The 20,583-nt window shown below is 67.4% G+C and carries 22 protein-coding genes and 2 tRNA genes; 11 read left to right on the top strand and 13 right to left on the bottom strand.

Translation table 11 applies throughout. The features are described 5' to 3' along the window. Positions 1-46: 46 nt before the first annotated feature. From R6U01_RS05185 to R6U01_RS05175, 3 genes are all read left to right on the top strand, one after another. Positions 47-196 carry a rubrerythrin-like domain-containing protein gene (locus R6U01_RS05185; protein ID WP_410285394.1) on the top strand — a complete coding sequence of 50 codons (150 nt, stop codon included), beginning with the start codon at positions 47-49 and terminating at the stop codon, positions 194-196. 147 nt (positions 197-343) lie between these two features. After that, a complete protein-coding gene (locus R6U01_RS05180) occupies positions 344-772 on the top strand; it encodes a DUF6069 family protein (RefSeq protein WP_410285393.1) in 429 nt (142 codons plus the stop codon). 307 nt (positions 773-1,079) lie between these two features. Then, positions 1,080-1,982: a hypothetical protein gene (locus tag R6U01_RS05175; protein ID WP_410285392.1), complete on the top strand. Its 903-nt coding sequence runs from the start codon at positions 1,080-1,082 to the stop codon at positions 1,980-1,982. Positions 1,983-2,381: 399 nt separating this feature from the next. Here the strand turns inward: R6U01_RS05175 and R6U01_RS05170 are convergent. From R6U01_RS05170 to nth, 3 genes are all read right to left on the bottom strand, one after another. Continuing rightward, positions 2,382-2,466 (bottom strand) — tRNA-Leu (locus tag R6U01_RS05170). Between the two features lie 75 nt (positions 2,467-2,541). Then, the gene (locus R6U01_RS05165) at positions 2,542-3,114 is read right to left on the bottom strand and encodes a phosphatase PAP2 family protein (RefSeq protein ID WP_410285391.1); all 573 of its coding nucleotides are present in this window, start codon (positions 3,112-3,114) and stop codon (positions 2,542-2,544) included. 42 nt (positions 3,115-3,156) lie between these two features. After that, positions 3,157-3,858: an endonuclease III domain-containing protein gene (gene nth, locus R6U01_RS05160; RefSeq protein WP_410285390.1), complete on the bottom strand. Its 702-nt coding sequence runs from the start codon at positions 3,856-3,858 to the stop codon at positions 3,157-3,159. Between the two features lie 114 nt (positions 3,859-3,972). Here nth and R6U01_RS05155 point away from each other — a divergent pair, with 114 nt between their 5' ends. Beyond that, positions 3,973-4,281, top strand: a complete 309-nt coding sequence (locus tag R6U01_RS05155; protein WP_410285389.1) for a transcription initiation factor IIB family protein — start codon at positions 3,973-3,975, stop codon at positions 4,279-4,281. 33 nt (positions 4,282-4,314) lie between these two features. Here R6U01_RS05155 and R6U01_RS05150 read toward each other — a convergent pair whose 3' ends face one another. The 6 genes from R6U01_RS05150 to lonB form a co-directional block, all read right to left on the bottom strand. Continuing rightward, the gene (locus tag R6U01_RS05150) at positions 4,315-4,953 is read right to left on the bottom strand and encodes a fibrillarin-like rRNA/tRNA 2'-O-methyltransferase (RefSeq protein ID WP_410285388.1); all 639 of its coding nucleotides are present in this window, start codon (positions 4,951-4,953) and stop codon (positions 4,315-4,317) included. Then, on the bottom strand, positions 4,950-5,846 hold the full coding sequence (locus R6U01_RS05145) for an NOP5/NOP56 family protein (protein WP_410285387.1): 897 nt from the start codon (positions 5,844-5,846) through the stop codon (positions 4,950-4,952). Before R6U01_RS05145 ends, R6U01_RS05150 begins: the two co-directional genes overlap by 4 nt. A gap of 74 nt (positions 5,847-5,920) precedes the next feature. After that, positions 5,921-6,178, bottom strand: coding sequence for a YMGG-like glycine zipper-containing protein (locus R6U01_RS05140; protein WP_410285386.1), 258 nt, complete (start codon positions 6,176-6,178; stop codon positions 5,921-5,923). 135 nt (positions 6,179-6,313) lie between these two features. Beyond that, positions 6,314-7,096 (bottom strand): CBS domain-containing protein, encoded by a 783-nt coding sequence (locus tag R6U01_RS05135; protein ID WP_410285385.1) that lies wholly within the window; start codon positions 7,094-7,096, stop codon positions 6,314-6,316. A gap of 64 nt (positions 7,097-7,160) precedes the next feature. After that, on the bottom strand, positions 7,161-8,033 hold the full coding sequence (locus R6U01_RS05130; protein WP_410285384.1) for a CPBP family intramembrane glutamic endopeptidase: 873 nt from the start codon (positions 8,031-8,033) through the stop codon (positions 7,161-7,163). A gap of 21 nt (positions 8,034-8,054) precedes the next feature. Next, the gene (gene lonB, locus R6U01_RS05125) at positions 8,055-10,343 is read right to left on the bottom strand and encodes an ATP-dependent protease LonB (RefSeq protein WP_410285383.1); all 2,289 of its coding nucleotides are present in this window, start codon (positions 10,341-10,343) and stop codon (positions 8,055-8,057) included. Positions 10,344-10,513: 170 nt separating this feature from the next. Here lonB and R6U01_RS05120 point away from each other — a divergent pair, with 170 nt between their 5' ends. Then, entirely contained in the window at positions 10,514-11,044 is a 531-nt protein-coding gene (locus R6U01_RS05120; protein WP_410285382.1) for a nicotinamide-nucleotide adenylyltransferase, read from the top strand. Between the two features lie 55 nt (positions 11,045-11,099). Next, entirely contained in the window at positions 11,100-11,960 is an 861-nt protein-coding gene (locus tag R6U01_RS05115) for an S-adenosyl-l-methionine hydroxide adenosyltransferase family protein (protein ID WP_410285381.1), read from the top strand. Between the two features lie 35 nt (positions 11,961-11,995). Here the strand turns inward: R6U01_RS05115 and R6U01_RS05110 are convergent, their stop codons facing one another. Next, entirely contained in the window at positions 11,996-12,457 is a 462-nt protein-coding gene (locus R6U01_RS05110) for a DUF5793 family protein (RefSeq protein WP_410285380.1), read from the bottom strand. Positions 12,458-12,679: 222 nt separating this feature from the next. Between R6U01_RS05110 and R6U01_RS05105 the strand changes: the two genes are divergently transcribed. From R6U01_RS05105 to R6U01_RS05095, 3 genes are all read left to right on the top strand, one after another. Beyond that, positions 12,680-14,395, top strand: a complete 1,716-nt coding sequence (locus R6U01_RS05105; protein WP_410285379.1) for a type II/IV secretion system ATPase subunit — start codon at positions 12,680-12,682, stop codon at positions 14,393-14,395. Beyond that, positions 14,392-16,509 (top strand): type II secretion system F family protein, encoded by a 2,118-nt coding sequence (locus R6U01_RS05100; protein ID WP_410285378.1) that lies wholly within the window; start codon positions 14,392-14,394, stop codon positions 16,507-16,509. The genes R6U01_RS05105 and R6U01_RS05100 overlap by 4 nt, the downstream gene beginning before the upstream one ends. Before the next feature lie 85 nt (positions 16,510-16,594). Continuing rightward, positions 16,595-17,227, top strand: coding sequence for a class I SAM-dependent methyltransferase (locus R6U01_RS05095; protein WP_410285377.1), 633 nt, complete (start codon positions 16,595-16,597; stop codon positions 17,225-17,227). 189 nt (positions 17,228-17,416) lie between these two features. Here the strand turns inward: R6U01_RS05095 and R6U01_RS05090 are convergent, their stop codons facing one another. Continuing rightward, a complete protein-coding gene (locus R6U01_RS05090) occupies positions 17,417-17,701 on the bottom strand; it encodes a hypothetical protein (protein ID WP_410285376.1) in 285 nt (94 codons plus the stop codon). 13 nt (positions 17,702-17,714) lie between these two features. Beyond that, complete coding sequence (locus tag R6U01_RS05085; RefSeq protein WP_410285375.1) at positions 17,715-18,239, bottom strand: DoxX family protein; 525 nt, start codon at positions 18,237-18,239, stop codon at positions 17,715-17,717. Between the two features lie 235 nt (positions 18,240-18,474). On the opposite strand from R6U01_RS05085, the gene R6U01_RS05080 reads away from it, so the two are divergent. After that, positions 18,475-18,545, top strand: a tRNA-Gly gene (locus R6U01_RS05080). Between the two features lie 421 nt (positions 18,546-18,966). Here the strand turns inward: R6U01_RS05080 and R6U01_RS05075 are convergent. Continuing rightward, positions 18,967-19,179, bottom strand: a complete 213-nt coding sequence (locus R6U01_RS05075) for a hypothetical protein (RefSeq protein WP_410285374.1) — start codon at positions 19,177-19,179, stop codon at positions 18,967-18,969. A gap of 412 nt (positions 19,180-19,591) precedes the next feature. Here R6U01_RS05075 and R6U01_RS05070 point away from each other — a divergent pair, with 412 nt between their 5' ends. Next, positions 19,592-20,143 carry a winged helix-turn-helix domain-containing protein gene (locus R6U01_RS05070; RefSeq protein WP_410285373.1) on the top strand — a complete coding sequence of 184 codons (552 nt, stop codon included), beginning with the start codon at positions 19,592-19,594 and terminating at the stop codon, positions 20,141-20,143. Positions 20,144-20,583: the final 440 nt, after the last annotated feature.

Here is a 20,583-nt window from a genome sequence, read left to right as displayed (position 1 = left end):
ACGCCGGAACCGACGCCTTATGCTGAAGCGGCGCCATTGATACGTGATGACAAGAAACACGGCTCCGGCCCCCTGTCCGTCAGGGGACCAATACGAATGTCGGGACTGTCTCGACCGCTTTTGCACCGACGACGGTCTCTCGTCGTGTCCGGAGTGCGGCGGCGACGTGGAGAACCTCTCGAAGCCCCGCGAGTAGCGGCGAGCGCGGTCGTCTCGGCCTCGGGATCGCGCGTAGTCACCACTCCGACGTCGCCCTCCGCTCTCCCGGCGTCATCCAGCGTCCTCGTTGACGCGGGTCGATACCGTACGGCACGTTTTTGTTGTCAGCTGTCCTATGGTAGGAATGGCACAAGCAACTCCTCGGGTTTCGCTCCCGCGCGCGGGCGGCACCCTCGCTCGCCGTACGGCCCTCGGCGTCTTCGTCGCGGTTCTCGCCCTGCTCACCACGCAGGCGATCGTCGACGCGGCCGAAATCGCGGTCGGCGTGACCGGCGCGATGTCGCCGTTCGCGCCCGCGGCGTTGGTCGGGTCGACGATCGCTGCCGGGACGGGCGCCGCGCTCACCTACGCCGCCGTCGACAGATTCAGCGCCCGCCCGGTACGGAACTTCGTCGCGATCGCGACGGCGGTCTTCGTCATCATGCTCGTCCCCGTCTTCGTCGTCGCGCCCGCGATGGGGGTCACGTCGACCGGGCAGGGCGTGCTGGTCCTGTATCACCTGCTCGTCGCGGTCCCACTGACGGCGTTCATCGTCGGCGCCGTCGGCCGCTGATCGCCTCTTTTCGTATCGACGACCGCTCCGCGTTGGAGCTTCGCGTTGGCGACGCGGCCGGATTTCGATCGCGGCGCTCGGGTTTGACCGCATCGCTCGGTTTCGATGCTGTCGCTCGAAGCGAGCCGCCGAGTTCTCGACTCTCACGGACGCGGAGACCGGTGTTCCGCTCCTCGCGAGCATCGGTGATGTCTCGATCGCGGACCGGAGGAGTCCACGGCGACAGGTCGCGAACGCGGACGGCCGCTCACTCGGCGACTGAGAAGCGTCCTACGGCTATAGGAGGACGGCACGCGTCTGCCTCGGCATGAAACGCGTGTACTGGGTCGCTGTCGGTCTCGGGGCGGTCGTCGTCGCCGTCCTCGTCGCGTACGCGGTCTTCGCCGGCGTGCTGATCGCTTTCGACGTGGCGTCGTACTCGTCGGACGGCGTCACCGTGTCGGAACTCGACTACGAGGACGCCCTCGATCGGGCGGAGGACGCCGGATACACGGTCGAGCGCGTCGGGTCGAGCGGGTTCCACCCGGAGGGTATCGACGAGCTCGACGCCGAACTCGGACCGGAGTACGAGGCGTTCAGGGTCACGTTCGACCACTCGGAGACGAAGCGACTGTGGGCGACGTTCTACGCCGACGAGGGAACGACCGTCGTGACGCTGTTCGCGGACGACGCGCGCGGGGAGTTCACCGTCGACGACCTCCCGCCCGACGAGTGGCTCGTCGACCGGTTCACGCTGCTGTTCGAGATGGACGAGGCGACCGCGGAGGCCTACATCGAGGAGCTGAAAGAAGACGTTCGCACCGGCGACCCCAGCGAACCCGGTGCGGGAACCCCGGAGCTGCAGGTCGACGAACCGGTCGCGTTCAGGGCCACGTACGACGAGTTGACGACCCGCGCGACAGCGGTCAACGCGACCTCCTCGCCCGGGTCCGGCTGGCACGAACGCGAGTACTACGCGGGCGAGGAACGACTCGGCAGTATCGAGTTCGTCCTGCCGCGGGCGACCGTCACGCACGAAGCGGACGGGTACACCTACCGCGTCCACCTCGATTACCACGGCGGCGTTGAGGTTGACGCGCAGACGCGCGCGACCCGGACGTTCGAGGAGGAAGACGTTCGCGCCGTCTTCCGCCAGATGTTCGAAGAGATGGGCATCCCGCCGGAGACGGTCGATCACCTGCAACTCGAGTATCGCGGGAGCGTGTGGTGATCAGACGAGCAGATGATCGTGCGCGAAGCCGTATTTAATTGAGCGGAGATATGCTCGGAGAAGCATGCGCGGGACCGGATTCGAACCGAAACCAGACGTGCTCGCTCCGCTGCGCGCGTCTGGTAGGATTCGAATCCTCATGACGACGCTTCTCCTCGCGAGACTGCTCGGAGAAGCATGCGCGGGACCGGATTCGAACCGAGACGAGAAATGCTCGCTCACTTCGTTCGCTGCGCCTTTCTCGCCGGGCTCAAATCGGCTCCTGCTCCCTCGCTCAGTCGCTTCGCTCCTTCGCTCAGTGCGCGGGACCGGATTTGAACCTCGGTCACTCCGCGATGCTCCGTTCCCTGCTTCGAATCCTCAGCACCCATTCGCGGCTCACGAACTGTTCGCCGCGTATGCGCGGGACCGGATTTGAACCGGCGGACCCCTACGGGATAGCGTCCTAAGCGCTACGCCTTTGGCCTGGCTCGGCAACCCGCGCGCGGCGTATCGTACCCGAGTCGCTCAAAAATAGTTGTCGCTACCGCCCCGCCGACGTCGGTCCCTCAGGCGACCCTCAGAAGTTCGGCTCGAACGGCAAGCGGTCGAGCACCGCCTCCTCACCGACTCGGTCGAGGAACCACTCCGCGAACAGCACCGCCGCCACCCCGAGCCCGATGCCGAACAGCGTGTCCGAGAGGTAGTGCGTCCCGAGGTAAATCCGCGAGAACGAGATCAGGCCGGCGAAGCCGACGGCGACGGCGAACGGGAGCTCCTCGGAGCCCCACGCGATCCCCGCGTAGGCCGTGACGGCGGCCGAGTGTCCGGAGGGAAACGAGCTCGTGGTCCCGGCGTCGCCCTCGGTCACGCAGACCGGGTTCGGGGGGAAGGGACGCTCGACGAGCGTCATCAGCGCCCAGACGACGACGCCCAGCAGCGAGAGCGCGACGACGCTCTTGACGAACTCCTCGCGCCAGCCGGCGAGGTAGAACAGGCCGACGATCACGACGCCGGCCGTGACGGAGCCGAGGCCAGTTATCGACGTCATCATCTCGGTCAGGAACGGCGTTCGGATCGCGGCGACGAACTCGGCGGCGAGACGGTCGATCCACCGAATCGCGCTCATGACCGCACCGATCTGCGCGTGCATGGTTACCCGACCCTATCGGGCGGACGAGTATAGGCGCTCGCCTCAGGCGCAGAACGCGCAGTCGCAGTAGCGCTCGCAGACCGGGTTGTCGCAGTCGGCGTTGCGCGCCGAACAGTGGGTCCGGCCGTGGCGGATCAGCAGCACGTGGAGCGGGTAGATGAGCTCGTCGGGCACGATCTCGTCGAGGGCGACGTGGGCGGCCTGGTTCGAGGCCGACTCGGGGACGAGCCCGAAGCGCTTCGAGACGCGCTCGACGTGCGTGTCGACCGCCATCGTCGGCTTCCCGAAGTGGAAGTTCAGGACCACGCTGGCGGTCTTCGGGCCGACGCCCTTGATCGCCGTGAGCCAGTCCTTCGCGTCGGCGGTCGCCATCGCGTCGAGGAACGCCAGCGAGTAGGCGCCGCCGGTCTCCTCGCGGATCGCGGCGAGCGCGCGCTGGATCCGGGCGGCCTTCTGATCGGCGAGCCCCGCCACGCGGATCGTCTCTGCCAGCTCGTCGTGGTCGGCCGCCTCGAGCGCCGCGAAGTCGGCGTAGCGGTCGAACAGCGCCTCGGCCGCGCGGCTCGTGTTCGCGTCGGCGACGTTCTGCGAGAGGATCGTCGTCACCAGCTGGCGCACGCCCTCGCCGGGCTTGGCGGTCGGGTCGGCGCCGTGCTCGGCGACGCGATCCACCGGCTCGTACAGCGACACCAGCTCGTCGTGGAGCTCGCGCACCCTCGTCTCGTCCCACGCTTGCATGGACATAGCAGGCGTACGGACGGCGCGGACTTCAGGGCGACGGCCTCCGCGCCCGAGACCGGCTCTCTGAGAGCGACCCGCCGCGGGGGCTTTTTATACCGGAACGCCGAACGAGCAGGTATGTATCGAGCGAGCGATCGCGTCGACAACGCGGCGTGGATCGACCGGCTCGACGACGCCTGCGCGACGCTCGACCTCGACGAGGAGGCGCTCTCGACGGCGACGGATCTCTTCCTGTCGCGGGCGCCCGACGACGACCGCGGGAAGCGCGTCACCGCCGCCGCGAGCCTCTACGCCGCAGCGCTGATCCGCGGACAGGAGCGCTCGCAGTCCGCCGTCGCCGACGCGATGGACGTCTCCCGGCTCTCCGTCCAGAAGCGTTGGAAGTCGATTTTAAAGGACGCCGGCTTCTCGCCGCCGACGTGGTAGGCGGACCCGCGTCGGGTCGTCGTCATCGCTTCGTCACCGCGGCGTCGCCACGACGCCGAGGTGGTCCTCGTGGAACCGGTCGAGCCGCCGCGTTTCCAGGATCTCGTAGGTCTCGCGGAGCTCGTCGAGCGCGGCGTCGAACACGTCGCTCGGCGCCGCCGTGGCGTCCTCGCTGCGCGCCTTCACGGCGAGCAGCAGCCGACCGTCCGCCGCGAGGAACCGCGCGTTCCGCGCCGCGACGGTCGCCTGCCCCCGCGTCGCCACGTCCTGGACGACCGCGTCGACGTCGGCCTCGACCACGTGCGCGTACGTCTCCGGCTTTCGGGCGTCTTTCAACAGCGGGAACAGCCGATCGCGCGGCTCCGCGGCCTCGACGAGGTCCCTCGCGGGCCGCGGGGCGAACTCCACCGCGTAGGTCGGTCCCGCGAAGTCGGCGACGTGGCTGACGGTCGTCCCGCTCGCGGCGCCGAGGTACAGCACCGTCTCGCCACCGGAAAGGCCGGTGTCGAGCCCGAGATCGAACATGCCGCCGAGCTTCGACCGCTCGGGGTCCCACGCTCGCCAGCCGTCGGCGGTCGGCTCGCCGTACACGGGCGACCCCCGCGTCGCCAGCCGCGTCTCGCCGGCGATCTCCCGGCGCTCGACGCCGTCCGGCAGGTCGGGGTCGCTCACGCGTCCACCTCCGCGTCGGCGTCGTCGTCAGTCGCGCCCTCCGCCCGCGCCCGGATCGTCGCCATCCGCTCGCGGAGCTCGTCGTGGAGCGTCTCCCGGCGCTCACCGGCGTAGTGGTCGACGCGGGCGGCCAGCGTCAGCTTCCCGGCGAGCGCCCGCGCGGCCGACCCTCGGTCTTCGGGGCGGGTGTTCCGGACGTAGTCGTGGGTGTAGATGACCCCGTGTTTCGGCGACGGCGCGCGCCCGGAGAGGTGCGCGAACAGGGCGTCCTCAGCGCCGAGCACCTGCACGGTGCCCGACGGTTTCTTCGCGAGCGACTCCAGCCCGCCGGCGAGCGCGATCAGCCGCGCCGCGAGCTCCGGCCCGGCCATCTCGGCGAGGTTCGGCGCGACCGCGGGGGCGATCCGGTCGATCGTCTCCGCGAGCGCGTCCCGCTCGGCGGCGAGCTCGACGACCCGCTCCGCCAGCGACACGGCCCGGCGCTCCGACTCGCCGTCGGGCTCGCGGGCCGCGACGGCGCGGGCGCCCGCGATCCCCGGCTCGGCGTCGTCGAACAGGCTCCCCGCCCACTCGGCGGCCCGCTCGGCCAGTTCGTTGGCGGTGCGCTCGCAGTCGTCCATCGCCCGCACGGCGTGGATCAGCTGCCGGTCGTCGGCGCGCTCGCGCTCGCGGACGGTCGCGCGGGTGGCCGCCACGGTCGCCTCGTGGAGCCGGTCGTAGTAGTCGTCGGTCGAGTCGGCGAACCCGGACTCGACGGCGAGCGCCGGCCAGTCGCGCGGCCGCTCGGTTTCCCCGTTCGCGATCCGGTCGCGAGCGGCGGCCGCGTCGCGTCCGGCCGCCTCGTCGGCGGCGCGGGCCGCGAACCAGCCCGCGTCGGCGTCGGTGTCGGTCATTACCCGCGGCTACTCGTTCCCGTCGTATAGGCGTTCCCGAACGGCGTGGGGCGCTGGGCGGTCCGGTCCCCGTCTCACGAGGCGGCCGCCGCGTCGTCCTCGTCCGCGTCGTCGCCGTCCTCGGTCTCCTCCTCGTCCTCCGACCGGAGGGCGGCGAGCATGCCGTCCGGATCGGAGCGGAGGTCCGCGACGGTCGCGCCGGCGAACGCGCCGAGCGCGGCGCCGCTGCTCGCGGCCTGTCGATTGAACAGTCCGCCGACCGCGGCGCCGACGGCCGCGCCGACCGCGGCGAGCTTTGCCCGAGAGAGTGCGCGTCGAATGCGTGACTTCATGCCAGACACATTTCGGTGTGATTACATAAAACCCACCGACCGTCGTCGCCGATCCGGACTTCGCGGTCGCGGGGGCCGGAAGACTGCGGTCGGGGTCGCGCCGCTACCACCGTCAGGGTCGTCCCGCCACCGCGATCACTGCAGTCGCTTCGTCGTCTCCACGAGGGGGTGGCGCGCGTAGTCGACGACCTCGATGTCGGTGATGTGGCGGAGCCCTTCCTTCTCGGCGGTCTTCGCCATCCCGAGGTCGACCGTGTGTTCCGGCACGATCACGTACGCGTCCATCGTCTCGATGCCGGCGTCGTGGGCGGCCATCACGCGGTGGTGGCCGTCGGCCAGGTGGAGCGTCCCGCCGTTGTCGATCACGACGAGCGGCTCGGCGAGGCCGCGTTTCAACTCGTACTGGCGTCCCTCCAGCTCGTCGGCGTACACCCGCGCCTGGGTCGGAATGAGGTCGGTGAGCTCGACCTCTCGACGCTCTTCGCTGAGGCTCACCCCGTGGATCTGTTCGAGCGTCCGCATCAGCTTCCCGACCTTGCTCGGCGTCGCGCGCTCGATCTGCGACCGGACCACGTCCGTGTTCGAGATGATGCCCACGAGGTTGTCGGCGTCGTCGACCACCGGTAGCCGCTGGATCCCCGACCGCAGGATCACGCGGGCGGCGTCGGTCACCTTCATGTTCGGGTGCGCGACGATGAGGTCGTCGGACATCACGGTGAAGACAGGGGCCTCGTTGTCGGCGAGCAGGAGGTCGGCGGCCGAGACGAACCCCTCGACCGTCCGCCCCTGCGTGACGGGGAACCCGTTGTGGCCGTCGCTCTCGGCCATCCGCCGCGCGACCTCGCCGACGGTCTCGTCGGGACTGACGGTCTCGACGTCACGGGTCATGTACTCGCCCACGGTCGGTTTCCCGCTCATCGTCCGCCGTTTGTCCCGGCGGAACAAAAAGGGGGTGGGGCAGATCGGCGGAGCGTGGAGCGCGCTACGGCCCCTCGTGAACGGCGAACTCCGCCGCGTTGACGACGTAGTGCGCGACTATTGGCACGAGGAGGCTCCCCGTGACGACGAACAGCCCGGCGAGCGCGACCCCGAGCGCGGCGGTGACGACGATCCCGAGACGCCCCTGCGCTCCGTGTCCGAGGCCGAAGACGACGGACGAGCCGACCGCGAGGAGCCACGGGTCGACCGCGAAGCCGGCGGCGAGCGCGCCCACCAGCGCGCCGCGGAACAGCGCCTCCTCGGAGACCGCGACGGTCGGGAGCGCGACGCCGAGAAGCAGGCCCCACTCGCCGGCGGTGCCGGGAGCCATGGCCGCGCGGAGTCGGTCCGAGGCGGTGACGCCGATCCGCGTTCCCAGACGGACGGCCGCCTGGTTGCCGGCGGCGAGGGCGATCCCGGCGGCGGCTCCGAGGCCGACGAGGCCCGGGGTTCCGAGCGACGCGAACGCCGACGCCCCGAGGGTCGGATGCGTTCCGCCGATCCCGAACGCCGTCGCCGGCACCGCGGTCCACCACGCGACGGCGGTGAGGACCGCGAGCCCGACCGCCTGGGACGTCGCGGCGTTGACGAGCAGTGACCGAGTCGTCAGGGCCGGCCGGCCGTCGGGGGCGTCACCTGAGAGGACTCCGGTCTCGCCGTTCTCAGTGGCCCTCGCTGAGGCGTCGTCGCTCCGGGGAGCGGTGTCGCGGTCCCGATCGAAATCGTCGTCGACGGCGTCACCTCGGGATCCGACGCTGTCGCCCCGGGAGTCGACGATCCGAGCCCGCTCTAGCACGCGTCGGGAGCGGCGGGTGAGAATCAGAAGCAGCAGCGTCAGCGCGGCGGTCGCGAACGCGAACGCCGCCCACTCGGGCATCGAACGGGTGCCGAGGCGGGATTACTGCGGACTCGGGCTGGAGGGACCGGAGACGCTCCCCTCCTTCAGGGCCGAGCCGGTGATCGACTTGAGCCGGGAGACGAGCGAGTCCTTGTCGGCTTCGCCCTCCAGGGCGATGTCGAGGACCTCGCTGATGTGCGAGACCGGGATGACCTCGATCATCTCCTCGTACTCGTCTTCGATCATCACGTCCTGCTCGTTCGCCTGCGGGATGATGACGCGGGTGCAGCCGGCCTTCGCGGCCGCCTCGATCTTGTGGGTCACGCCGCCGACGGGGAGCACGTCGCCCCGCACCGACAGCGAGCCGGTCATCGCGAGACTCTGGTCGACGCCCACGTTCTCCAGCGCGCTTATGACGGCGGTCGCGACCGTGATGGACGCGGAGTCGCCGTCGACGCCCTGCTGGCCCGCCTGCACGAACTGGATGTGGATGTCCATCTCCGAGATGTTCTCGTCGGAGAACTTCTTGATGATCGCGGAGACGTTCGACACCGACTCCTGGGCCATCTCTTTCAGCTGGCCCGTGGCGATCACTTCGCCGGGGCCCTGCGAGGGCGCGACCTCGGCCATCACCGGGAGCATGATCCCGGAGTCCTCGCCCATCACGGCGAGCCCGTTGACGCGGCCGACGACGTACCCCTCGGAGACCTGCAGTTCGTAGTCCTTCCGGCGCTCGATGAAGTCGTCCGCGAGCTGCTGTTCGATGGAGCGCGAGCGCCCCTTCGCCTGCAGCACGTGGTCGCGGGTGGTCAGGTCGGCGTCCTCGCCGCGGGCGATGTCGCCGGCGACGCGGACGAGCCCGCCGAGGTTCCGGAACAGGAGGGTGAGGTGGCCCTTCCGGCCCGAGCGGCGCTTGGCCTCGAGGATGACCTCCTCGACGGCCTCGGCCGTGAACTCCGGCAGGCGGCCGTCCTTCGCGACCTCCTGGGCGATGAACCGGACGTACTTCCGGCGCATCTCCGGGGTGTCCTCGATGGTGTCCTCCATGTACACCTCGTAGCCGTACCCCTTGATCCGGCTCCGGAGGGCCGGGTGCATGTTCTCCATCGCGTCGAGGTTCCCGGCCGCGATCATGACGAAGTCGGTGGGGACGGGCTCGGTCTGGACCATCGCGCCCGAGGAGCGCTCGGACTGGCCCGTGATCGAGAACTCGCCCTCCTGGATCGCCGTCATGAGGTGCTGCTGGCTGCGGATGTCGAGCGTGTTGATCTCGTCGATGAACAGCACGCCCTTGTTCGCCTTGTGGATGGCCCCGGCCTCGACGCGGTCGTGGCTGGGTGTCTCCATCCCGCCGGACTGGAACGGGTCGTGCCGGACGTCGCCGAGCAGCGCGCCGGCGTGCGCGCCGGTGGCGTCGCGGAACGGCGCCGTCTTCGTGTCACCGTTGTTCACCAGCAGGTTCGGGATCATCGCGTCGGAGCCGCGGTTCAGGTAGCGGAAGACGAGGTAGACGACCCCGGCCGCGATGATGCCGACGAGGATCTGACCGACGATGATGAGCGCGTAGCCCAGCACGACGGCGATGATGATCCACATCAGCAGCGACCGCATCTGGTTGCGCTTGCGCGCCTCCTCGCGGTGCGCGTCGACGATCTGGTCTCCCTTCCCCGCGGGGACCGTCCGGACCTTCGGCTTGTTGCCGTCGTCCGGGTTGTGGTACACCAGGACGTCTTGGAGCTCCTCTTTCGGGAGCAGTTCGGACATCGCCTTCGCGAGCATCGACTTCCCGGTCCCGGGCGAGCCGATCATCATCACGTGGCGGCGCTGCTTGGCCGCCTTGATGATCACGTCGCGGGCGTGCTCCTGTCCGATCACCTGATCGACCAGGCGATCGGGGATCTCGAGTTCGGCGGTGGTGTCGATCTTGAGCCCGCCGAGGAGGTCGTCCTCGTCGGGATCGTCTTCGATCTCGGCACCCTCGACCTCGACCGAGCTCCCGAGCTCGTCGATGCCGCCGTCGTCGGTCGGTTCGGTGACACCCTCCGGGGTGGCGCCGTTCTCGTCCCCGTGACCCGCGCCGACGTCCGGATTCGGACCGTCGTCGACGACGATCCCGTCATCCCAGACCTCGTCCGGGTCGTCGTCGTCGTCCACCGGCGTCGGTGCCTCGTCCGCCTCTTCGGCCTCGTCGGCCTCGGTGGGCGCGCGGGCGCCGTCGTCAGGAACGACGTCATCGGGAGCGACGTCGTCGGGGGCGTCCTCGCCGTTCCCCTCCGCGTCCGAGCCGATCTCGTCCGGGTTCTCGGGGTCCTCGGTCGGAGGGTCGTTCGCGTCCTTTTCGTTGCTCATAGAATCGGGTATCGCTAAGAGAAACGAAGGGTCGGCTACTGATATACTTTCTCCCCACGGCGGATCCGTAGCCGGGCCATGAAACGCCATTGAGAGCCGCTAGAGGCCTTGATATCGCGGTTCGAACTGTCCCACGGGGTTTATAAATAATGGCTACCCAACGTGGATCCATGCGCGGGTTCTACATCGGGCGGTACCAGCCGTTTCACGACGGCCACCGGCACATGATCGAGGAGATCGCCGGGGAGGTCGACGAACTCGTCTTGGGGATCGGTTCCGCCGGCGACTCCCACACCACCCGGAACCCGTTCACCGCCGGCGAGCGCGTGATGATGGTGACGAAGGCCGTCGAACACCTCGATATCACCACCTACGTCGTCCCCATCGAGGACCTCGACCGCAACTCCGTGTGGGTGAGCCACGTCCAGAGCATGACCCCGCGGTTCGACGTCGCGTACTCGAACAACCCGCTCGTCGTCCGGCTGTTCGAGGAGGCCGGCGTCGAGGTGCGCGGCTCGCCGATGTTCCGCCGCGACGTGTTGGAGGGAACGGAGCTGCGCGAGCGGATGATCCACGGCCACGACTGGGAGGCGCTCGTTCCGGAGACGGTGATAGACGTGATCGAGGAGGTGGGCGGCGTCGCTCGGATCCGCCGGATCGCGGAGACCGACGCGAACGGCGACTCGCCGTCGGACGCCTGACCGAAGTCGGACCGCGAGGACGCCTTTTAAGCCTCGGCCGAACCGCGGGTGACGTATGATCACGCTCACGTCTGACTTCGGCTCGCCGTACCCGGCCGTAATGAAGGGAGTGATCCGTCGGCACACGGACGCCGAGATGATCGACGTCGCCCACGACCTCCCGCGCGGGGACCCGCGAGCCGCCGCCTTCTGGCTGCGGTTCGTCCTCCCGGAGTTCCCGCCGGCCGTCCACTGCGCCGTCGTCGACCCCGGGGTCGGCACCGACCGCGACGCCCTCGTCGTCCGCGCCGGTTCACACGTCCTCGTCGCGCCCGACAACGGACTGGCGATGCCACCCGCGCGGGCGCTCGCCCGCAAGACGTCGCCGGACACAGGAGGCGGAGGAGACGACGCCGCCGACGTGGAGGCGTTCGTCGTCGACGTCGACGACCCCGCGAGCGAGACGTTCCACGGCCGCGACGTGTTCGCCCCGGCCGCGGCGCGGGTCCGCGCGCAGTTCGACGACGGCCCGGCGGCCGCGAGCCCCGAGGCCGTCTCCGCCGCGCTCGCGGCCACGGACGACCTCGCGCCGGCGGACGACCCCGTCGACATCGCGTTCCCGGAGCCGACCGTCGAGCGCGACGACGACGGCGACCCCGTCGCCGTCGACGGCGAGGTGCTCGTTATCGATCGCTTCGGCAACGTCGTCACGAACGTCCCGGGCGAACTGGTTCGCGGGAGCGACTGGATCCGCGTGAACGGGGAGCTCACGCCCGTCGCGGAGACGTTCGGCGCGGTCGACCCCGGCGATCGGCTCGTCACCGTCGGGAGCCACGGCTACGTCGAGTGCGACGTCAACGACGGCCGAGGCGACGGCGCGTTCGACCTGCGGCCGGGGGACGAGGTGCGCCTGGTCGGCGACAACGTGAGTATATAAACAGCCGCGGAGGAGGGAGAGCGAGGACGACCGCCCTACAGCTCCACGCCGGAGGGAATCAGGCTCTCGCTGCGGAGGAGGTTCCCCTCGTGGTCGTACACGAGGAACGTGTCCTTGTCGTACGAGACGAGCCGCTCGCCGTCGACGTCGATCTCGACGCGGTAGTGGGCGTCCTCGTCGCCGGCCGATTCGCGCGCGGCGTGGATGAACGGGAGCACGTCCGTGGCGGTCTCGTTGAGTTCCAGGACGAAGTCGCCCGTGTATCGGTTCGTCACGCCCACCACGCCCTCGGGGTCGTCGGCCTCCCCGAGCGGCTCCCGGAGTCGGAAGGCCACGTCGACCTCGGCGGCCTCGAGCAGGTCGCCGTCCGTGTCCGAGAGGCGGTCGCGCAACAACCCCTCCGGTCCGTGGAAGTCTATCCGGACCAGGGGCGTCGCCCGGTCGTCGGCGTCGTCGCCGACGCCCTCGACGGTCAGTTCGAAGTAGTCACGCCGCATTTCCTATAATGCTCTTTGCGGTCGGTACCTATCAACGTAACGGGCGCATCGGCGCTGAGCGTCTGCGGAGCGACGCGTGCGGACGGGAGCCGGGACGCTCACGCGAGGGGAGCGAAGACGGTCGCGCGAGGGGAAGCGAAATCAGCCGTCCGGCCGAGCATCACAACTGAGAACCGCCCGGTGGAATTTAAATCACCACGCCGCATACGCCCTCGTAACGAGATGGCGAGTGACGCACGCGGGGGAGCCGGAGACCGTGTCGAGGCCGTCCGGCGGCGGCTCGCGCGAACGTGGGAGATGCTCCGGGGGTCGGACATCGACGTTCGCCCCTTCCGGCCGGGCGAGGACGGCCCGCTCGCCTCCTTCGCGGTGCCGGACGGCGAGCGCGAGGTCGACCGCTACTGGGTGAACGCCCCGTACGCGTACGTCGTCATCACCTACGACGACGAGGAGAGCGAACACCGGTACTACGCGGTCGAGCCCGACCTCGACGAGTTCGAGCGCGACCTCCTCGACCGCGTCGTCGACGACATCCGCGATCCCCTCCTCTACCGCGAGGGGAGCGGCAAGACCGACGAGGAGACCCTCCGGGAGGAACTGAAAGGGCTGCTCGAGGGGTACGGCGTGGACGCCGGGATGGCGACGTTCCACGCGCTCGCGTACTACCTCTACCGCGACTTCCGCGGCTACGGGAAGGTCGACCCCCTCCTCAACGACCGCCACATCGAGGACGTCTCGTGTGACGGGTACGACCTCCCGATCTTCGTCTACCACGACGACTACACCGACATCGAGACGAACGTCTCGTTCGCGAAGGGCGAGCTCGACAACTACGTCATCCGGCTCGCCCAGCAGTCCGGGCGCCACGTCTCCGTCGGCGACCCGATCGTGGAGACGACGCTGCCGGACGGATCGCGCGCCGAGCTCGCGCTCGGCGAGGAGGTGACGCCCCGCGGCTCCGCGTTCACCATCCGCCAGTACGCCGAGGACCCGTTCACGCCGATCGACCTGGTGGAGTACGGGACGTTCTCGGTCGAACAGATGGCGTACTTCTGGCTCTGTATCGAGCACAACAAGAGCCTCATCTTCGCGGGCGGCACCGCCTCGGGGAAGACCACCTCGATGAACGCGGTATCGATGTTCGTCCCGCCGCGCGCGAAGGTGCTCACCATCGAGGACACGCGCGAGCTCTCCCTGTACCACGACAACTGGCTCTCCTCGGTCACCCGCGAGCGCCGCTACGAGGGGGCCGACATCGACATGTACGATCTGCTCCGCTCGGCGCTGCGTCACCGTCCCGAGTACATCGTCGTCGGCGAGGTGCGCGGCGACGAGGCCATCACCCTGTTCCAAGCGATGAACACGGGCCACACGACGTTCTCGACGATGCACGCCGACTCGATCGAGACGGTGATCAACCGGCTGGAGAACGAGCCGATCAACGTACCGCGCGCGATGGTCCAGTCGCTCGACATGCTCGCGATCCAGACGCTGACTCGCTCGGGGGACCAGCGCGTCCGGCGCGCGAAGACGATCGGCGAGATCGGCGGCATCGACCGGCGAACCGGCGAGCTCGACTACTCGTCGGCGTTCGACTGGGACGCGGAGGCCGACGAGTTCCGTCGCAACGACTCGTCGCTCATGGCGGAGATCGCCGACGAGCGCGGCTGGTCTCGGGCCGAACTGCTGCGGGAGGTCCGGCGACGCGAGCGGTTCCTCGAACTGCTCCGTGACCTCGGAATCACCGACTACCGGGCGTTCACGGCGCTCGTCAACGAGTACTACGCGGACCCGGAGCGCGTGATGGACCGGCTGGAAGAGCGGGCGGCTGACGCCGACGGGGTCGCCGCGTCGGACGAAGCGACCGCGTCGGACGGCGATCGAGGGCCGGTCGGGGGCAGGGCGGAGTCGCCCGAGGCCGGGGACCCGTCGCGATGATCGCTTCGGTTCCCCTCTTCGTCGCGTTCGGGCTGTGTCTCGCGCTGCTGCTGCCCCTCGTCGACCGCCGCGCCGACCTGTTCGTCACCCGGATCGCGCTGGCGCTGTTCGGCGAGTACGTCGGGGCGGACGGGGCGCGCAAACGGCGTCAACGCGACCTGCTGCGCGCGGCACACGTCGCCGGTACGCACCGCGCGTACGCGTCGCGAACCCTGCTGTACGCCGGTGTCCTCGGCGTCGCCGGCAGCGTCATCGGGGTGTACGCGGCCGCCGCGGTGTTTTCGGCGCTCGACGTCGGAGAGGCGGCGATCAGGGAGACGCTGCCGGCCTCGCTCTCGTTTCTCGCCGACGTCGCGGGGCCCTCGTCGCTCGCCCTCCCGCGGCTGTTCCTCCTCTTGACGGTCGCCTCGGCGACCTTCGGCTCGGCGCTCGCGGCGGGGGCGTACCACGGCCGGTGGGAGCTCCTCCGCCAGCGCGCGCACGCCAGAGCGGCCGAGATTGACGCCACCCTCCCGCGGACGGTCGCGTTCATGTACGCGCTCTCGCGCTCGGGGATGGCGTTCCCGCGGGTGATGGACACGCTCGCCGAGAACGAGGCGGTGTACGGCGAGGCGGCCGCGGAGCTGTCGGTCGCCGTCCGCGACATGAACGGGTTCGGCACGGACGCGCTGACGGCGCTCCAGCGCACCGCCCGTCGGACGCCGAGCGACGACCTCGCCGACTTCTCCGAGAACCTCGCGTCCGTCCTCGGCACCGGTCAGTCAATCTCGGCGTTCCTCGCCGACCAGTACGAGCTGTACCAGGAGGAGGCCGAGTCGAAACAGGAGCGCTATCTCGAACTGCTCTCGACGTTCGCGGAGGCGTACGTCACGGCGCTCGTCGCCGGTCCGCTCTTTTTCATCACCATCCTCGTCGTCATCGGGCTCGTGTTGGAGGACACGCTCCCGCTGCTTCGGTTCGTCGTCTACCTCGGCGTCCCGCTCGCGACGCTCGGGTTCGTCGTCTACGTCGACAGCGTGACGCAGGGGGTCGGCGGAACGGAGAACGCGGACCGCTCGGAGGCGGTCGGCGACGGAGGCGCCGCCCCGGGCGGCGTTCGATTCGACGGCGGGAACGAAGTCGGAAACGGGACCGGCGCCGACCCCTGGGCGGCCAGCCGGGAGCGACTCCGGGCGTACGACCGAGTTCGGTGGCTGCGTCGGTGGGCCGCGTCGCCGGTCGAGCGGGTGGTCGCGGCCCCGTGGACCTCGTTCCTCGCGACGGTGCCGCTCGCGCTCGTCGGGCTGCTCGTCTTCGCCCTCCCGATCACGCTCGGGTCGCCGGCCGAGACGGTCGCGCGGGTCGAGACGCAGCTCGTCGTCGCGACGGCGCTCGTCCTCGCCGTCTACGCGATCGTCTACGAGGTCCGGAAGCGACGGGTCCGCCGGATCGAGTCGTCGGTGCCGGACCTGCTCGATCGCCTCGCCAGCGTCAACGAGGCCGGGACCTCCGTCGTCGGGAGCGTCCGGCGGGTCGCCGACTCCAACCTCGAGGCGCTGACGACCGACCTGCAGCGCACCAGGCGCGACATCGACTGGGGCGCCGACGTGAGCACCGCGCTCCGCCGGCTGGAGCGTCGGGTCCGGTCGCCGATGACCGCCCGCGCCGTGGCGCTGGTGACGAACGCGATGCACGCGAGCGGCGACATCGGGCCCGTGCTCCGGATCGCCGCCGACGAATCGCGCGCGACGTGGTCGCTCCGTCGGGAGCGCCGACAGGTGATGGTGACCTACCTCATCGTGATCTACATCTCCTTCCTGGTGTTCCTCGGGATCATCGCCTCGCTGTCCGTCTCCTTCATCCCGGCCATCGAGGAGGCCGCGATCCCGGGCGTCGGCGGCACGGGCGAGGTTCCCGGTACGCCGGCCGGACCGACCGGTGTCACCGCCGGGCTGGGCGCGATCGACGCGTTCGCGTACGAGCAGCTGTTCTTCCACGCCGCGGTCCTGCAGGCCGTCTGTTCCGGACTCGTCGCCGGGCAGCTCGGCGAGGGGTCGGTCAAGGACGGCGTGAAACACGTGGTCGTCCTCCTCGCGTTGACGCTGGTCGCCTTCGCCGTCATCGACCTCGTGTGACCGAGCGCGCGAGTCGTGGTCCGGCCCGTCCGCCGCGGCGCCCACCGGCCACCGGAGCTATGTTCGTCGACGTCGACCCACAGGCATGGACACGCAGTCGACGTACGACCGCATCGCGGCGCACTTCGCGAAGACCCGCGAGTACGCGTGGCCGGAGGTCGAGGCGTTCTTGGAGGGGCGGTCGGCGACGCGCGCACTGGACGTCGGCTGCGCGAACGGGCGGCACGCGGAGCTGCTCGCGGGATGCGCAGAGTCGGTCGTGGGAGTCGACCTGAGCCGAGCGCTCCTCCGGGAGGCGGCGACGCGAGCCCGCGAGCGCGGGTTCGCCGATACGCTCGATCTCGTCCACGGCGACGCCGCCGCCCTCCCGATAGCCGCCGACGCGGTCGGGCTCGCGACGTACGTGGCCACGGTCCACCACCTCTCCCCGCGCGCCGCCCGGATCCGGAGCCTCGACGAGATCGCCCGCGTGCTCGCGCCCGATGGGACGGCGCTCGTGAGCGCCTGGAGCACCGCACACGACCGGTTCGACCGGGAGAAGGGGTTCGACACGACCGTCGACTGGACGCTCCCCGGCGGCGAGACCGTTCCCCGGTATTATCACATCTACTCGCCCGCGGAGTTCGAGGCCGACATCGCCGAGAGCGCCCTCCGGCTCGTCGACGTCGACGTCTCGAGCGGGAACTGCTACGCCGTGGTCGCCGCGCCCAAAAAGTGAGTGTCACCGGCGACGAGCGGTGGACGAAGCCCGTCGAGCCTCCGAGTCCGAGTCGGTCGGACCGCCTTCCGCGTCGGCTGACCCGCGCCCTCATCGACCGAAGGACGGACGCGGGGCTCGCCGAGGAATCGTCGAACCCGAACGCAAAAGGGTATTCGCGCCCCCTACCGCGGCGGTCGAGTCACGGACCTAGTCGGCCGCGGTCTCGTGGCCCGCCTTCGCGTCCTCCGCGAGCGGCGTCGCCACCTTGTACGCCGCGTACAGCCCGAGCACCGCGAGGCCGGCGAGCACGACGCCGGTGCGCACCTGCGGCGAGATCAGCGGCGTCGCCACGACGTCGCCCGCTTCGTTGGTGATCGGAGCGGGACTGTACGGTGCGCCGGCGAGGATCTCGAGGACCCCCATGCCGACGAGTCCGAGCAGCATCAGTCCCGCGCTCAGCGCCATCGCCGCCTTGTCGATGATATCAGTCATTGGGTGTCACCTCTTAACCGAGCAGGTAGCGGAGTTTCGGGTGCGCTTGCACGAACGAGAGCTTCTCGATGACCGCGTCGAGGCCGTAGTACCGGCCGGCCGACAGCATGATGACGGTCACGAACAGGAGCAGCCCCATGAAGTCGCTGTTGACCAGTCCGTGACCGAAGCCGGCGTTGCCGACCCAGAACAGGATCATGAAAATGACCCCGCCGAACGCGGCCAGCCGGGTGAAGGCGCCGAAGATCAGCGCCAGCCCGATCAGCGTCTCGAACAGGGGCACGCCCGGCTCGATGAGCCACGCGAGGTTGTTCCCCATCCAGACGGGGATTCCGCCCAGCGCGGTGCCGGTCATCTCCTGCATGTACATCGTGCCGTACGTGAACGACAGCCCGTCCTCGATGAGTTTCGTGACGCCGGCGTGGAAGAACCACCACCCGGTCACCACCCGCAGGAAGGCGATCCAGTACGCCGCCCATGGACCGTCAAGCGCGAACTCGACCTCGTCGACCAGTGGATTCCCCGATTGGTATGACATCGTGCTCACCTCACGGGTGTACGTTGAATGCATATCCGTATATGTATCCAACCGGCTTCTAAGCCGTTGAAAAGTGTTCTAAGCGCGCGGGAACGGCCCGCAATACTGTGGGACTTTATATACCGATGTCGGCGTTTGTTGGATTTCTCCGGCGCGGATCCCCGCCCGAACACGGAACGTTTATTGGATCCGTTCGGCGTACGTGTAGATGCGTCAGCGACGGACGCGCCCACGCGCGCCGGTGGTCTAGTGGTAGGACCTGAGCCTTCCAAGCTCATGGCCCGCGTTCAAATCCCGGCCGGCGCATACCGACTCGAACGAATGTGAGAGGCGTGTATGCGTCTCGACGGCGATTTGAAGTAGAGAAGACGCGCGCAGCGAAGCGAGCACGTCTTCGCGTGGTTCAAATCCCGGCCGGCGCATACGCTCCTCCGTCGAGTCTTGCAATTTTCAGGTGTTCTCAACGAGAATCAAACATGGACACCGCAACTCAATGCCCGGGTGGATCGAACTCACACCCGCACTGTATAGCGATTTTGGATGGTGACAGGCCCAAAAACGCAAAAATCGTATGACTGCGCAGGGGTGGCCTGAAAATGGAGAAGATTGGGACCGCTCCGCTCGTCGGGTGCTCGATCGTCTTCGAACAGCTGCGGAGTGAATGGTTGGAAAAGAGACCTGGCGAGAACAAGAAATTGAAGAGCGATGTAGGAACATATGTCCGTTTTTAGCTGTCTAAGGTGTCTGAGGTGTCTGTTTCCGGTGCTGTTTCAAGCAGTGCTTCGACGAGTTTGTCACCATGATATCGGATCGTCTCAGAACCGGAGTCGAACTCAATCGCATCCATATTGGTAAGTTTGGGAAGGTGGATGTGGTGTAGTTCTACCTCGATCTTGTTTTGATCGGCTGCTTTTGGGTCTCGCTTCTGGAGATGGCTCACCACATCACGGATCGACACGTGGCCCGTCTCGCTTTCTTGTAGGAGTTGAATGACATACCGGCGCTCGTACCGGTCTAACAGTGCAAATCGTTTGTCAATTTCTGTAGTGGTATATTCTCGCATTATTTTGTCTTGTACCTGGTTCTCAAATCTACCATGGTGGGGTTTGCTATATTCAACACACTATCCCGGAGAACAGGAGGCCAGCGGCGATCGTTTGTGGCTCTTCACTCATCGGCTCCGACTCCTCCCTCAGATTCACGCTACTGTCTGTCTTTGCTCAATTTGGACCAAACACATGTCAAGTACAACCCTGACTGCCAGGTAATTATAAAGGCTTGTAGATTTCTCTATTTGGACGTGGATACATCCGGAGTGGACGAAGAAATGACCATGTCCGAACAAGGACACCATGGATAATTTGACTCCACAGAGTGGGGCAGAAGCGATCGATCCCTATCTGAAAGAACAAAACGAAGGGATTCTCTATGCATTTGCAAAGGAGGACCATCGAGTTCTGACAACTCCCGAAATCGTCGAACACGTTGATTTGAGCCGTCGCCAAGTGGAGCGGCGTCTAAAAAATTTGCGAGATCAGGGAATTGTAGGTACTCGTAAACCAGGGAGAACCCGTTTGTGGTGGCTCGAAACAGAAGTCGAAGAGCCTGTTTCTGTCCAATACCCGATTTTAAAACTGATTCAAGAACGGCTCAGCCTCCAACTGGTGGTACTCGGTGTTCTATTGGGCATCGTGACGGTTATTTGCAGTACAGCAGCGGTATTGGTGGCAAGTTATGGGTTCTCAAACTATTTTGTTGATGTTGAGGTACTATTGCAGGCTACGCTCTTGTTCAGCCTGACAGCGGTTATGTTTCTCCTCATGGGCGGGCTTGTCGCAGGAACGGTCTGGCTATTCGACCATCTGGGGATCGAAATTCGATACAATCCTGATGACTCACAGTAGTTCAGAGAGGTGCGAGATTTGCTATCTTTTTGTTATCTTTTTGCGTTCGGCTTCAGTGGCGCCTGCGCTGTCATCGTACTTTTCCTCGGTACCCACATCACCGTCAGCACGTAGCCGTCCGCGAGTGTCGTGAAGTCTGTTCCTTCGGTGTCCACGGTGGGGGTTGGACACAAAACAGCGGTTTGCAAACCAACGGTAACCAGAGGAGTTGCGTTGACTCCGTACTGAAACCACGGTTGATACAAAAATGGCACAGGATACACTGCGAATTTTTGATGGATAACCGAGAAATCGGCACTATCTAAATAAGCCAGTTTGAGAAGAATATAGTTTCTTGATGTAGGTATGTTGTAACTTGGCTTTGAGATTTCGAAAGAGCCATGTTGGTATTAAATAATGATAAATCATGGATGAATTGTCTGCTGAACAATATCAATCGC

Origin of the sequence: Halorubrum sp. (assembly GCF_046498025.1) — an archaeon.
Classification (GTDB): Archaea; Halobacteriota; Halobacteria; order Halobacteriales; family Haloferacaceae; genus Halorubrum.
The sequence above is the reverse complement of the archived record's forward strand: the minus strand, read 5'-3'. Positions and strand labels throughout refer to the sequence as shown.